The 14,015-nt window shown below is 59.5% G+C and carries 12 protein-coding genes; 6 read left to right on the forward strand and 6 right to left on the reverse strand.

Translation table 11 applies throughout. The annotated features are described in order from the left end of the window. Nucleotides 1–14 precede the first annotated feature (14 nt). The 6 genes from OR573_13125 to OR573_13150 are packed head-to-tail and all read left to right on the forward strand — an operon-like array spanning nt 15 to nt 6,745. Complete coding sequence (locus tag OR573_13125; protein ID XGA79429.1) at nt 15–836, forward strand: bacteriorhodopsin-like; 822 nt, start codon at nt 15–17, stop codon at nt 834–836. 34 nt (nt 837–870) lie between these two features. Beyond that, nucleotides 871–2,031 (forward strand): polyprenyl synthetase family protein, encoded by a 1,161-nt coding sequence (locus OR573_13130; GenBank protein ID XGA79430.1) that lies wholly within the window; start codon nt 871–873, stop codon nt 2,029–2,031. Beyond that, the gene (crtI, locus tag OR573_13135; protein ID XGA79431.1) at nt 2,028–3,602 is read left to right on the forward strand and encodes a phytoene desaturase family protein; all 1,575 of its coding nucleotides are present in this window, start codon (nt 2,028–2,030) and stop codon (nt 3,600–3,602) included. Before OR573_13130 ends, crtI begins: the two co-directional genes overlap by 4 nt. Then, nucleotides 3,599–4,678 carry a phytoene/squalene synthase family protein gene (locus OR573_13140; protein XGA79432.1) on the forward strand — a complete coding sequence of 360 codons (1,080 nt, stop codon included), beginning with the start codon at nt 3,599–3,601 and terminating at the stop codon, nt 4,676–4,678. Before crtI ends, OR573_13140 begins: the two co-directional genes overlap by 4 nt. Nucleotides 4,679–4,680: 2 nt before the next feature. Beyond that, complete coding sequence (locus OR573_13145; protein XGA79433.1) at nt 4,681–5,880, forward strand: lycopene cyclase family protein; 1,200 nt, start codon at nt 4,681–4,683, stop codon at nt 5,878–5,880. 1 nt (nt 5,881) lies between these two features. Continuing rightward, entirely contained in the window at nt 5,882–6,745 is an 864-nt protein-coding gene (locus tag OR573_13150) for a Brp/Blh family beta-carotene 15,15'-dioxygenase (protein XGA79434.1), read from the forward strand. A gap of 27 nt (nt 6,746–6,772) precedes the next feature. Here OR573_13150 and OR573_13155 read toward each other — a convergent pair whose 3' ends face one another. From OR573_13155 to OR573_13180, 6 genes are all read right to left on the reverse strand, one after another. Continuing rightward, complete coding sequence (locus tag OR573_13155; protein XGA79435.1) at nt 6,773–8,263, reverse strand: PH domain-containing protein; 1,491 nt, start codon at nt 8,261–8,263, stop codon at nt 6,773–6,775. Next, nucleotides 8,260–8,811, reverse strand: a complete 552-nt coding sequence (locus tag OR573_13160; protein XGA79436.1) for a PH domain-containing protein — start codon at nt 8,809–8,811, stop codon at nt 8,260–8,262. The genes OR573_13155 and OR573_13160 overlap by 4 nt, the downstream gene beginning before the upstream one ends. Nucleotides 8,812–8,898: 87 nt before the next feature. Further along, nucleotides 8,899–9,258: a glucose-inhibited division protein B gene (locus OR573_13165; protein XGA79437.1), complete on the reverse strand. Its 360-nt coding sequence runs from the start codon at nt 9,256–9,258 to the stop codon at nt 8,899–8,901. Between the two features lie 33 nt (nt 9,259–9,291). Continuing rightward, nucleotides 9,292–9,414 (reverse strand): hypothetical protein, encoded by a 123-nt coding sequence (locus OR573_13170; GenBank protein XGA79438.1) that lies wholly within the window; start codon nt 9,412–9,414, stop codon nt 9,292–9,294. 132 nt (nt 9,415–9,546) lie between these two features. Next, nucleotides 9,547–12,672: an efflux RND transporter permease subunit gene (locus OR573_13175; protein XGA79439.1), complete on the reverse strand. Its 3,126-nt coding sequence runs from the start codon at nt 12,670–12,672 to the stop codon at nt 9,547–9,549. Beyond that, nucleotides 12,669–13,913: a biotin/lipoyl-binding protein gene (locus OR573_13180; GenBank protein ID XGA79440.1), complete on the reverse strand. Its 1,245-nt coding sequence runs from the start codon at nt 13,911–13,913 to the stop codon at nt 12,669–12,671. Before OR573_13180 ends, OR573_13175 begins: the two co-directional genes overlap by 4 nt. Between the last annotated feature and the right edge of the window lie 102 nt (nt 13,914–14,015).

The following is a 14,015-nucleotide window of genomic DNA, read 5'->3' on the forward strand; positions in this document are numbered from 1 at the left end:
CTGGAGACAAACTCATGGAAATTGAAGCTTTATCCCTAGGGCAATATTCATTCGTACAGAATGGCTATTCGTTCGGCTTTGCTGTCATGGCAGCTGCCACCCTGTTCTTCTGGTTGATGAAATCAGAAATCGCACCATCTTACCGCCTCGCCATTACTATTACCGGTCTGGTAACCGCGGTAGCGGCCTATCACTACCTGCAGATCATGCTGTCGTGGAATGCCGCCGCTGACGTCACCACAGGTGAAGTACTGGCGACCGGCAAGCCCTTTAACCAGGCTTACCGATATGTCGACTGGTTATTGACCGTACCACTTCTGCTCATTGAGCTGATTCTGGTCATGCGCCTATCCAAGGCAGAAACCATCAAGAAATCAACCGTTCTGGGTGGTGCTGCAGCATTGATGATCGTCCTGGGCTATCCGGGCGAAGTATCCAGCGTAGGCGGTCTGCGCTTTGTATTCTGGGTACTTTCCATGATCCCGTTCGTATTTATCGTGTACCAGCTGGTAGTGGGCCTGAAGGAGTCCATCTCCAAGCAGCCTGAAAGCGTCCAGAACCTTGTACAGATCTCTATTTACCTGGTCATCGGTTCCTGGTTGTTCTACCCGATCGTCTACCTCTTCCCGTTGGTAGGCCTGGACGGTGGCGCCGCCATCACAGCTGTCGAAATCGGCTACACAGTGGCAGATATCGTGGCGAAAGCAGTCTTCGGTGTATTCATCTTCGTCATTGCGATGCGCAAGTCGCAGGCCGAAAGTGAAGAAGCCAACGGCGCGACTGCCACACTGGCAGACGATAACGCTGAAGGCGAAGAAACGTCGAAACTCTCGTAAGCCTCGGCCTTTCATAACAGGAGTTTTACCGGCCATGGATGGCCATGATCAAAAGGACGTTGGTATGGTCACTGCAACACTAAATCAAACTGCCATGTTCAATGTCACAGGTGCTGTCAGCATCGATCAGCCATTGTCGGAGCACGCCGACGTTTCTGTTACCGACAGCATTGATGTCGACATTGATAGTGAACTTGTCCGCGTCGGGGAACTGATGCGCAGCAGTCTGAATGCACCTGTCAGCTGGCCTGCAACTGCCGCCAGCCTTTATCATCTGAATACCCAAGGTAGCCAATTACGTGCACGTCTGGCGCTCTTGAGCGGCATGGCGTTTGGCGCTTCAATCAGCCACCGCACCGCGGCTGCAGCTGCCGCAGAACTGATTCATAACGCTTCACTGGTTCACGATGACCTGTGCGATGGTGATGCTCAGCGTCGTGGGCAAGCGTCCGTCTGGAAACGCTACAACCCCAATGTGGCGCTATGCACTGGAGATATGATGCTGACTGCGGCTTTTCGGGCTGCTCTGGCAAGTGACTCCTCTAAACACCAGTTAGCACTTGTACAACTATTAACTGACCGCACTAGTCAGGTGATTGCCGGGCAAAGCATTGAAATTGCCAACCCTACAACATTCACTGAGAAGTCTTCTGAAAGCACTCCTCAGTTTTCCAATAAGCATCAGAAAAAAGTCTGTTTGACCGACTACCTGCAGGCGACATTAGCAAAGACAGCTCCCCTGATTGCTCTGCCCCTTGAGGCTGGCGCATTGGGCGGTAAGTTGACTAGCGGGGAACATGACCAGATCCGCTATTTTGCCAATGCCGTCGGGCTGGCCTATCAGATTATTGATGACCTTGACGATGTCGATGTCACCCATCTGAGCGATTGCCAGCCAGATAACTTTCATGACTATCACGCCTGGCCGCAACACTGGCCGCCCGGTTCCACACACTCTGGTTCCACGCACTCTGGTTTCACATACCCTGGCGGCCCAATAGCAAGCACCATGCAACGCGCCGTGCGTCATGCCTCAGCGGCACTGTCACGCGCTGAAAGGCTGATTGAGCATTTCCCTGACCAGCTGGCAAGCGCCTTAGCCGCCATACTTGCCAAACTTCGCCAGCAGCTTGTGGAACATCGCCAGTCAATCGCGAGCCACCTTCATCATTACCCAGGGAAATCGGCCTCATGAATACATCCGACGCCTTTGCAGCGCACTCATCCGCCGACTCGGTCAGCCACACGAACAAGGCGGTTGTCATTGGTTCAGGCTTTGGCGGGCTGGCCATTGCTCTGCGTCTCTTGTCAGACGGCTGGAATGTGGAGCTGCTGGAGCGTCATGGTGACCTTGGTGGCCGGGCCCGGGTATTCCATCTTGATGGGGTGGCTTTTGATGCCGGCCCCACCGTCATTACCGCCCCATTTCTCTTTGAAGAATTATTTGAGCGTTTTGGGGAAAAATTTGATCAACATGTAACGCTTTTGCCAGTCGAGCCTTTCTATCGGATGGATTATTCCGATGGCAGTTATTTTGATTATAAAAGCACTACCGATGAGATCATGGCTGAAATTGAGCGCCTGGCACCTGGCACCAGCAACCGCTATAACGACTTCTTGACGGCCACAGAGAAGATGTATCAGCGCGGCTTTGTTGATCTGGCCGAGCAGCCGTTCACCAAGGTTACCGATATGCTCAAGGTGCTGCCGGATCTGGTGCGCCTGCGGGCAGATAAAAGTTTGTACACCTTTGTCTCGCGCTTTTTTGATGACGAACGCCTGAGGCGGGCGTTTTCCGTGCCTTCCCTGCTGGTTGGAGGACATCCGTTTCGCACCTCTTCGCTGTATGGCTTGATCCATGCATTGGAACGCCGCGGTGGCGTCTGGTTTCCCAAAGGCGGTACAGGCGCCCTGGTCACGGCACTTGCCGAGCTTTTCCAGCGCCACGGCGGTGTTATCCGCACCCATCAGGAAGTGACTGCTCTGAGCGTTGAGGAAAACCGCGTGACCGGCGTTGAAGTCAGTGGCCGTCAACACTACCCGGCCGATATTGTGGTCAGCAATGCTGACCCTTTGCATGTCTATGAAAACTGGCTGCCCATGAAGCGCTGGGGCAAGCTCCTGAATGGTTTTCGGCGGCGCATGAAACAATCCATGGGGCTCTTGGTTGTGTACTTTGTCACCAAGCGCCGCTACACCGAGCTTGAGCACCACACCATCGTATTTGGCGACACCTTCAAGGAAATCCTCGATACCATTTTTGATGATTACGAAGTACCTGAAGATCTGAGCCTATATCTGCACAGGCCCAGCGCCACCGACCCGGAGATGGCGCCGCCAGAGGGCGATGCCTTCTATGTTCTGGCGCCGGTGCCTAACCTTCAGGGCCGTCAGGACTGGGAGACACTCGAACCGCAGATGACTCAGAATATCCTGTCGACCTTGCAGCAGCGCCTGATGCCGGATCTATTTGAACAGCTTGGCGCGACCCACACGGTGTCGCCGCGCTATTTCCACGACGCACTTTCCAGCCCGTTCGGCAGCGGCTTTTCCATCGCCCCGACGCTGACCCAGTCAGCGGGTTTTCGCTACCATAACCGCTCACCGCATTATCAGAACCTCTATTTTGTCGGCGCGGGCACTCACCCTGGCGCCGGGGTGCCTGGTGTGGTGTCGTCGGCCGGCGTGGTGGAAAAGCTGGTCAGGGAAGATCACGCCGTCAGCCGTGAACAACTCACTGCGGTTCAGGACAAGACTGCCGTATGACCACAGCAGCCGCGACCTCCCAGGCCACCCTGCGCCAGCATGGGAAAAGCTTTCACTGGGCAGGATTTTTTCTGCCCCGCGAGCAGCTACAGGATGGCGCGCGGCTGTATCACGTCTGCCGCCAGGTGGATGATATTGCCGATAATGCCGCAACCGATGCAGAGCGCCAGCGCGCTCTAAAAATGCTTACCTGCCTGCAATCCAGGCTAAATGCCCGACCGCAACCCCAGCTGACAGCCGCGGAAACCGGCACTAAGCCAAGCACCGAGTCCAGGCTGTCAAACAGCGAGCAACAACTTGTTAGTGCTCTCGAAGCCGATATTGTTGCGCTGTTTGCGCAGGATTCACGCTGCCTGCACGCCATGCAGGATCTGGTGGCCACCATGGTCATTGACCTCTCCCCCGTTCAGCTTGAGGATGAGCAGGCCCTGCTGGGCTATGCCTACGGCGCTGCGGGTACTGTCGGGGTGATGATGTGCCAGCTGATGGGCGCGCGTGAGCCGGATCACTCCCTGGCCTTTGCGATTGATCTGGGGGTGGCGATGCAGATGACCAATATCGCTCGAGATGTGCTGGAAGATGCCCAACGCGGTCGGGTTTACCTGCCGCAAACTTGGCTGAAGCAGCCGATAACAGCTGACGCTATTGCCCATGGCGAACCACAGGCGCGCCACCAGGCCTGGCAAGCAGTTGGTCAGCTGATTGAACGGGCGGAAGCCTATTACACCAGCGGCTGGCAGGGGCTGGCGTATCTACCCCCGCGTACCCGGCTAGCCATCGGCATTGCCCTGCGGGTGTATCGTCAGATCGGGCGGCGCATTCAAGGTTTAAGCGCAGAGGACTACTGGGCTCAGCGGGTGGTGGTGCCCAAAAGCCGCAAGCTGCAGCAAAGCCTGCTGGCGCTGCCAGCGCTGTTTAACACCTCAGCCGCCTGGCACGATGCGGCCTTGCATCAGCCGCTGGAAGCCCAACTGTCAGGCTATGCGCTGACTCCCAGAACCCTTGACAATACTGCTGCTCCCCAGCCAGAAGCTCATTCGCCTGGAAGGGAACAGCGCCATTCAGGGAAGGCATGACCATGAGCCTGCCAAAGGAAACTGACATTGCCATTCTCGGCGCTGGACTGGCGGGGTTGAGTATTGCCAGCTGGCTGGATGAGCTGGCACCCAAAAACGCAGTAATGCCACGCCTGCATCTGCTTGAAGCCCGCGAAGAAGATACTCACGACCGCACCTGGTGTTTCTGGGATCAAGCTCCTCACCCCTTTGGGGATGCCATCAGCCACCGCTGGCCAAACTGGCAGGTCAGCCATGCAGGTAAAAAGGTGGAATATAGCGATCCCGACCATCCTTACGCCATGCTACCCGCCGATGCCATGCGCCGCTCGGCCTACAACAGGATAGCAATACGCGATGAATTCTCGCTGGTGCGAGGCGTCAAGGTTAATGCCATCGCGCCGCAAAGTGAGTCACTGCGCATCACCACTTCCCAGGGCCAGCTCAACGCCAAGGTGGTGATTGATACTCGCCCGCCGCCATTGAACACGCTGGCAGAATCACAGGGCGTCTGGCAGGTGTTCCACGGCGTGGAAGTTCATCAGCCCCACCACGGCCATGATCTGTCAAAAGTCTGCCTGATGGATTTTCAGGCCGGGCACAGCGGCATCCATTTTGTCTATCTGCTTCCACTGGATGAGCACCACCTGCTGGTAGAGTGGACCTGCTTTGCGGCTGACAGACACAGTGAGGTATGCCAGACCCTGCTGGCGGCCGAGTTACCCTGGATGTTGGCAAGCTGGCTGGATGATCATCTCGGCAAGGGGTGGGTTGTACAGCGCAGCGAAACCGGCTGCCTGCCCATGATGCCGGTCACCCCTCCCAGCCTGAATTCACGCTATCTGTCTGCAGGGATTCGCGGCGGTTGGATGCGCCCGGCGACCGGCTATATGTTTGCCAGCTGCCAGCAGGGGGCCGCCGATGTGGCCAGACAGCTACTCAATGCGCATACTCACAACCGCTGGTATCTGACCCCACCACGCCTGCGCTCACCGGCGCTTGGCTGGATGGACAAGGTCTTTCTACAGGCAATTCGACAGCACCCGGACGCGGCTTCCGGCTGGTTTCTACGCCTGTTCGCCAACACCACGGCAGCTCAGCAGCGGCGTTTTCTGGGTGACCAGCCCAGCGCTGGCGACCTGCTGGCTATCATGCAGGCCTTGCCCCCTGGCCCCTTCATGCGCGCTGCATTGCCGCGTTTTTCAACATCAGGAGGGCACTGATATGCAGGCGACTGACCGTCCACCCGCTTTCTGGCTGTTTCCCATTGGCTTGGTCGTTGCTCTGGGCGTTTCGGCACTGCCCGGCGAATGGCCGCTGTATGCCATCCTTGCGATCAGTACCGCAGTGCTCGGCCTGCCCCATGGCAGCCTGGATACCGCTGTGGCCAAGCAGCATCTACCGCTGAAAGGCCCCTTGCAGTTGGTCGGGTTCCATCTGGGGTATCTGGCACTGGGCGGAGTGGTGCTGGCGATCTGGTGGCAGGCGCCCAATGCGGCATTGGCAGCTTTTCTGCTCTATTCAGCGGTACATTTTGCCGATGATATTGCCGTGCGGATTGGCCATATAGGCGGTACCGCCTATGGGCTTGGGGTGCTGTCACTTCCAGTCACCTTTCACCCTGAACAGGTGCAGCCGCTGTTTGAAATGCTCGGCGCTGATCAGGCCGCTCAGATTGTCGCAGTGGCGCCTTATACCCTGGCACTTGGCGGTGGGGTGTTAGCCATCTGCCTGGCGCTGCGCCCCCAGCGGGCAACCAGCGACTGGCGTGACCCCTTGCTGCTGGCAGCCGGAGCCGCCCTGCTTCACCCGCTGGCCTATTTCATTGCCTACTGGTGTTTTCTGCACAGCCCGCGCCACCTTGAGCTGGCCGCGCGAGATCTGGGCATCTACGGCTGGCGTGAGCGCCTCAAGGCGGTCGCGCCCATCACCCTGGCGACCTACGCCCTGGCTCTGGCCGCCCTACCGTTCCTGATGGAACTGCCCAGTGATGCCGCCCTGATGCGCATCGTTTTTATCGGGCTGGCCGCCTTGACGGTGCCCCACATGGTGTTGGAGCTGATTGCTAGCCCGCGTCGTGCGGGCTAGCTTCATTAGACCAATTTATTGGTAACTCTATAAAATATCGCCGCTGGCCACTTCACACAATAATTCGTCGCGCCAGCGTTCCGCCTGTTCACGTGGAATCCAGGGCAGAATGATCCGCCCTCCGGCGGCGCGCACATCCAGGCTGGCCAGCCCCAGGCGGCGCTGCCAAAGGGGCTGCAGCAGCGACACAGACTGCACACGTGCGGTCGGCACCCAGCGCACAGTGCGCCCAAACACCCCCTGACTAAGCCCCACCCAGCTCGCGTCACGGCACAGTCGCAGGCGCCACCAGCCGAGGGCGGAAACCATGCTGATCACAAGCGCCACCGCCGCCAACGAGACCAGTAAAGAACCCGGCGCCCCTTGCAGCATCAAGGCGCCGATCAAGAGTGCACCCAGCACCCACCAGCGTCCTCCCCCCGTCAACATGGCGCCGATATGCGGACGCTGCCAGTCAGGGCGATGCGGCAAGTGCAGCTCCTGCGCCAGCGCTTCCAGGGCAGGCCTGTTCAGTACCGGCACCACAAAACGCTCGGTGTCCTGACCTGCCTGCCGATCACCGGCCTTGCTGATCACCAGCGAATGACGCCCCAGCAGTCGTCCCATCCAGCTAAGGCGTACCGTCACCATCTGAATGCGCTGCCTGCGCACACTGCGGGTCAACACAGTCGTCAAACCGGCGCGATAGCGGAACTGCTCACCATGGCGCTCCAGCCGATAGCCGTGATAGCGCACCAGCCCCAGCACCACCGAAACCAGCGCCAGTAGCAGCAGCATGCCGAGCAGCAACCCACCAACCGCCAGGAACCGCTGCCCTCCGGCCAAGGACTCGGCGGTCAGCCAGTTCGGCGCGATCACGGCGATGACTTCTTCGAGACGGCGCAGCAGCATCTCTGAAAAAGGCGCCAGCACCGGCAGGATGACCAGCAAGGTATTGTGCATCAGGCCATAGCGCAGCACTTCAGAACGGGGCAGAAAAAGGGTGAAGTCGGCGCTGGCATCGGGCTCTTGCGTCTCTGTTGCCGCGGGGCCCGCCTGGGCACGCACGATCAGAATCTGCTCGCGCAGGGCTTCGGCGCGCGCCGCTGGAATGCCGGACAAATGCAGCGTCTCACCGCTGGCGCCAGCGCTGTCAAGGCTTAGCACGGCCAGCCCAAAGGGCCGATAATACCAGGGCACTTGCACATCGGCCTGCTGAACGCGCTGAAAATCCAGCGTCAGCGTGCGACGTCGAAAGACGCCCTGACGCAACAGGATTCGCTCGTCGCTGACGGCATACAGAAAGGTCAGGTACCAGGCCAGCGCTCCGCCTGACAGCAACACCAGTGCTGCCAGTGGCCCATAATTGATGGCCAGCTGGCGCAGGGTGTCATTGAAAAGCACCACCACCAACAAGGGCGCCAGGTTGGCCGATGCGCCCACCAGCCGACGCAGCCCGTGCAAGGCGAAGAACACAACGGCAACCGGTGACACCCGCTGCCAGTGAACGGGCTGGCAAGAATCGTCGTCAGGCTTCATGCGTCGCCCTCCGCTGCCTCCCGCTCCCCTGCTTCAGGCTCACCCAGTTGCTGTAGCACATGCAGCCTTAGCTGGTCAGCACGCGCCTTTGCCAAGCCTGGAATGGCCAGATCCTGGCCACTGCCACCAGCGGTGTAAACCAGCAGGCGGGCAATACCCAACAAGCGCTCCAGCGGCCCTTGGCTGACTTCCAGATGCTGGATGCGGTTCAGGGTAACCGAGGTGGTACGCCGCCACAGCGCGCCGGTACGCAGGTGCAAGTCATGCTGTCGCAGGCAATAACCGGTCAGCCGATAACGCCTGGGCGCCCAGAACAGGGCCATCAGGATTACAACAACGCCGGGTAGCAGCAGAGCCAGGCTAGCAACCAGCGGCAGGCTGATGGGTAGCTGGTACAGCTGCCACCCAAGGGGCGCAGCCAGTAGCAGGACAGGTAGCAGTGTTAGCCGCAATTGCTTCAGGTAGGCGGGATCTACAGGCTGGAAATCCGCCTCCTGCAGAGGCGTAAAACGGTCTGGTTCAAGTACAGGGTTTGCCTGCTCAGTCATCAGCGATTCTGCCATTTCGTGACTATTTGTGGGCTGTCGCACCCAGGTCATCAGGTGCTGGAACTGATCGCCAGCGGGCAGGCTAGCTCAGGGGTTAACCGGGTTGACGCTTTCTACCTGCAGCAGGCGGCCCGTTTCCCGCGAGAAGCTGAAGTGGCCTTCTACTTCCACTTCCTTGCCCAGATGCGGGGCAATCAGTTCGTGCGGTTTGATTTCCACCCGGTTGAGATCAACATCTTCGATCCAGTAATGCAGCGGCTCATCAAATGAACGCACCCGGCCTTCAGTGACCACCTTTTGCTCGTCATGGGCACTACTATTGGCGACCAGTACGGCGAGTGTGACCTCCCGCGGCTTGTCAGCGTCACTGCCGCATCCAGTCATCAGCAGGGCCATTACCAGCCCAGCGGCCAGTGCCGCCGGGGCAGCGGTGAGTTTTATCCTCATGACGTCCCTCGCATCAGGTGGGCTTGTGCGCTGTTAACGCGCTGGCATCCGCCAGGGGCGGCCGCCACAGGTGGCAAAGTTCTTGCAGTCAGCGGTGCAGCCCCGGCAAGGCAGGCGAGTAGGCTGAGCGGTATTGGGTGTGGTAGGCGTCGTCATGGCAGTCTCTTTTGTGAATCGTGAATCGTGAATCGTGAATCGTGAATCGTGAATCGTGAATCGTGAATCGTGAATCGTGAATCGTGAATCGTGAATCGTGAATTAATAGTAGCCTGATAGCAATCAGGCGTTTCAACCCTTTTGCGGCTGCATTCTCTCGCGGGCATTTTCCAGCCAGGACAACAAGGCGGGAATCACCAACAGCACCAGAAAAGTCGAGCCCCCCAACCCAAAGGCAATCGAGGTGGCCATCGGGATCAGGAACTGGGCCTGCAGCGAGGTTTCAAACAGCAGCGGCAAGAGGCCACCGATAGTGGTCAATGAGGTCAGCAGCACCGCCCTGACCCGCTGAACCACCGCCTCGTTGAGGGCAGCGGTAATATCCAGCCCCTTGCCGCGCTGCTGGCGGTAGAAGCTGACCAGAATAATGGCGTTGTTCACCACGATACCGGAGAGCCCGAACAGGCCAAACAGCGACAGTATCGTCAGGTCGATCCCCAGCGCCCAATGGCCCAGCAAGGCTCCTACCAGTGAGAACGGTATAATCGCCATCACAATCAATGGCAGGCTCCAGGACGCAAACACCCAGGTCAGAACCCCGTACATCAGCCCCAGCCCGATCACCAGGCCAGTGCGCATATCCGCCAGGGTTTCACGCTGGTCAGCGGCGCGCCCTTCAAAGCTGGCCTGGAGGAAATACTCGCGCTCCAACTGAGGGATCAGCTCGGCGGAAAGGCTATCAAGCACCTCCTCGGCTGACGTCACCTCGCCGTTGATTTCCGCCGTGACCTCAACCGCCAGCTGGCCTTCTGCGTGGCGCAGGGTCTCAAAGCCCTGGCGATGGGAGAATTCCACCACCTGGGCAAGCGGTACCTTGCGACCATCGGCCAGATTGACCGCCAGCTGCGACAGGGTCGAAAGGCTTTCGCGCTGCTCTCTGGGCAGCTGGACACGCACTTCGATTTCATCCGCGCCAGACTGGTGAATCTGCACAATCTGGCCATCAAAAGCAGTACGCAGCTGGCTGCCCAGGTCTTCAGTGGTCAAGCCCAGCGCCTCACCGTAGGCGTTAACCCGATAGATCAGCTGCTCGCGCCCCCAGGGCATATCATCTGCGGTGCTCAACACCCCAGGCAACCCGGCCATTCCTTGGCCCAGGCGGTCAGCCGCTTCTCGTAGCCCTTCGGCGTCTTCGCCGGTCAGGCGCACATTAACATCCTTGCCCGGCGGGCCTGCCGCGCGTTCGTTGATATTCAGGCTATCCAGTCCAGCGGGCCGCCGGATGCGCTCCCGCCAGGCCTCGATAAAGGCGGCATTGCGCACCTCGCGGGCATCCGGCGAGATCATTTCCACCATCACTGAGCCCACCCCATCACCGCTGCGGGCAGACCCGTCGCCAGACTGGCTGGTGCCGTAGTGAGAGACCGCCGTACGCACCAGGCCGCCGCCCATTGCCGCGTCGGTTTCTTCCAGCGTGGTTTGCAGGTGGTCAACAAAGTCTTCCATGCGGGAACGCTCGGTACCCGCCACAAAGCTGGCGTTCGCGTAGATAATGCTCGATTCGGGCGATGGAAAGAAGTTGAAGCCCACGCGCCCACCGGCCAGAAGCCCAGCGGTGACCAGGGTCACCGCCAGTGCAGACGCGACAGTGGCGCCACGGTGACGCAGAGTAAACATCGAAAAGCGCCGGAAAGGCCCTTCGCGGAACGCATCAAAGCGCGCTTCGAAGCCTTCTCGCAGCCGCTCCACGCTGAATGTTGAACGGCGGGGTTGCTTGGCAGGTGTCTTTTTCGGCAGAAAGGCGTTGCGCAGGTGGGCGGGCAGAACAATAAAGCATTCCATCAGGGACGCGATCAGCACGCAGATCATGATGACCGGAATATCACCGAGGATATTGCCGATCACCCCGCCCACCATCAACAGCGGCATAAACGCCGCTACCGTGGTCAGCGAGGACGCCACCACCGGCCACAGCATGCGCCGCGCGGCCCCTGCGGAGGCCAGCCTGGGATCTTCCCCCATACGATGATGGGCATCGGCGTCTTCACCCACCACAATGGCGTCATCGACAATCACCCCCAGCGCCATGATCAGCGCAAACAGCGACAGCATATTGATCGAACCGCCAATCAACCAGAACACACCCAGGGATGCCATAAACGCGGTCGGAATCCCCACCGCCACCCAGAACGCCACCTGAGCAGGCAAAAAGAAATACAACAGCACCACCACCAGCAGCAGACCGGTCAGGCCGTTCACCAGCAGCAGCGAAATACGTTCGTCAATCAGCTGCCAGGACTCATCAAACACCTTAAGCTCGACCCCAGGCGGCAAGGTCGGGCGCGCTTGCTTTAACCAGTTATCCAGACGCTTTGCAGCTTCCAGCGAATCGCCGCTTTCAGCGCGCTGAAGTATCATCTCCGCGGCGGGCTCGCCACCATAGGAAAGGGTCACTTCCCCTTCGCGTGCTTCCTGATGGATGATGGCAATATCCCCCAGGCGCAGCTGCAGACGATCACTGCTCATCACCGTAACATCTTCAAACCCCAGCGCATCGCGGCGCTGCTCCAGCGAGCGCAGTTCGCGGGTGCTGTCCTGCTGGCCAAGCAGCCCGGCAGGCAGATCCCGAGACATGCCCTGCACCCGGGAGGCAATTTCCTCAAGCGAAAGCCCCAGCGTCTGCAGGCGCTCAGAAGGCACTTCAATACTGATTTGCTGAGCAGGCAGGCCATTGATTTCAACCCGGTCAATGCCGTTCATCAGCAGTTCGTCTTCAAAGCGCTGAGTTACCTGGCGCAGTTCCTGAGGCGCCATATTGCCATGCACCAGCAAGCGGGCCACCGGCTCATAGCGGGCCAGGCGCGACACTTCCGGGGCTTCGGCATCCGCCGGCAGGTTGGTAAAGCTATCCACCTGCTGGCGCACGTCATCCAGCACCAGGACAGGATCGCTGCCTTCCTCAAACTCCAGGGTGATGTTGGAAACCCCCTGGGCCGAGGTCGAGGTCATGCGTTTCAGGCTATCCAGGCTGCGCAGGCGCTGCTCAAGGGGATTGGTGATGCCCTGTTCAATGTCTTCGGCAGAGGCACCGCTCCACACCACTCGCACGTTGACCACATCCAGCGCAAAGGTGGGGAAAAACTGGATATTCATACGCGCAATGCCCAGCGCACCGCCCAGCAGCATCACCAGCATTATCAGGTTGGCGGCCACCCTGTGGTGGACAAAAAAACCGATCAGGCCACCGCGTTGCATCATGAATCCTGCCCTGTTTGTGCTGGCCCGTTAGTCACTTCCACACGCAGGCCCTGCACCGCATTGGGCAAATGGGTCGACATGATACGCTCGCCGTCATTCAACGCCTCAGCGCGTACCAGCAGCCAGCGCCCACCATCACGCTGGCGAACTTCACCCAAGCGCTTGACCCGCTGGCGCTCAAGGCGATTATCGGCGTTGATACGGTAAATGAGGTCAGCGCCATGCAGAGCGGCATAAGGCACCGCCAGGGCATCTTCCACCGCTGGGCGGCGCAGCTGCAGCGTGACCATGGCCCCTGGGCGTAGCCCGCTGGTCTCGTCCTCCACTGCAAAAATGGCTTCGATACCGATGGGGTCACTTTCTCCCGCCAGGCGTTCCAGCCTGAAGCGCTGACCGTCTTCACCCACGGCCACCAGGGGCGTGCCCGCATCGAGCGCGGCTTCCAGCTCTGCCTGAAAACGGCGTGGAATACGTGCGCGCACTTCCAGGCCATCCAGAGGGAAGAATGACAAGAGCGATGCCCGGGCGGCGACATCATCACCGGGGGCCACGTCAACACGGGTGACCCGGCCATCAAAAGGCGCTTCTACGCGGCCACGGGCCAGATCTCGGCGGGCGTTTTCCTCCACCACTTGGGCACGGGACAGGCGCGCTTCCAGGCTTGCTCGCCGCGAAGGGTACTCGGCAATGGCACTTTCCCGGTTGGCAACATTCAGCTGTGCGCGGGCCACGGCATCCCGGGCAGCATCCACATCGGCCTGAGATGTCAGGTTACGCCCTGCCAGCGAGCGGCTGCGCTCAAGCTGGCGGTTGGCGCTGGCCAGAATGTTGCGCTCCTGGGTTAATAGCTGGCGATTGTTCTCATGGCGAATACGTTCATTTTCCAGCTGAGCTTCCAGGTCAGCTACCTCGGCCTCAGCCTGGCGCACCGGTGATAGAAGGTCCTCATCATCCAGCGCCACCAGCAGCTCACCCTCAGCCACCCGCTGGCCATCGCTGACCGGACGGGCCGTCACGCGGGCGGCAATGGGTGCCACCAGATTGACCATCTCAGGCGCCACCACTTCACCATAAAGCGGCAGTAGCGGCACATGCTCGCCCAGCGAGACTTCCAACGCTTCCACCGGCCAGGTTCGCTCCTGGGCCTCAACGGGAACCGGCTCGGGGCGCGTCAGGCGCAGCGCCATAAAACCGCCCACCCCAAGGGCCAGAATGATAACGGGAATTAAACGTTTAAGCATAAGGATATCTATGTATAGAATAAGTCGAAGCCATCATAACGCATTGTCGCACTTAAGGTCTGTACCGCTGTTAAAGGTTGTACAATACAGCCTGCGACACAC

The organism is Halomonas sp. CH40, from assembly GCA_041875495.1.
Classification (GTDB): Bacteria; Pseudomonadota; Gammaproteobacteria; order Pseudomonadales; family Halomonadaceae; genus Vreelandella.

Bases quoted from the DNA above. Each gene is read 5' to 3' on its own strand.
- OR573_13125 (XGA79429.1), top strand. From the start codon at position 15: ATGGAAATTGAAGCTTTATCCCTAGGGCAATATTCATTCGTACAGAAT.
- OR573_13130 (XGA79430.1), top strand. From the start codon at position 871: ATGGATGGCCATGATCAAAAGGACGTTGGTATGGTCACTGCAACACTA.
- crtI (XGA79431.1), top strand. From the start codon at position 2,028: ATGAATACATCCGACGCCTTTGCAGCGCACTCATCCGCCGACTCGGTC.
- OR573_13140 (XGA79432.1), top strand. From the start codon at position 3,599: ATGACCACAGCAGCCGCGACCTCCCAGGCCACCCTGCGCCAGCATGGG.
- OR573_13145 (XGA79433.1), top strand. From the start codon at position 4,681: ATGAGCCTGCCAAAGGAAACTGACATTGCCATTCTCGGCGCTGGACTG.
- OR573_13150 (XGA79434.1), top strand. From the start codon at position 5,882: ATGCAGGCGACTGACCGTCCACCCGCTTTCTGGCTGTTTCCCATTGGC.
- OR573_13155 (XGA79435.1), bottom strand. From the start codon at position 8,263: ATGAAGCCTGACGACGATTCTTGCCAGCCCGTTCACTGGCAGCGGGTG.
- OR573_13160 (XGA79436.1), bottom strand. From the start codon at position 8,811: ATGACTGAGCAGGCAAACCCTGTACTTGAACCAGACCGTTTTACGCCT.
- OR573_13165 (XGA79437.1), bottom strand. From the start codon at position 9,258: ATGAGGATAAAACTCACCGCTGCCCCGGCGGCACTGGCCGCTGGGCTG.
- OR573_13170 (XGA79438.1), bottom strand. From the start codon at position 9,414: ATGACGACGCCTACCACACCCAATACCGCTCAGCCTACTCGCCTGCCT.
- OR573_13175 (XGA79439.1), bottom strand. From the start codon at position 12,672: ATGATGCAACGCGGTGGCCTGATCGGTTTTTTTGTCCACCACAGGGTG.
- OR573_13180 (XGA79440.1), bottom strand. From the start codon at position 13,913: ATGCTTAAACGTTTAATTCCCGTTATCATTCTGGCCCTTGGGGTGGGC.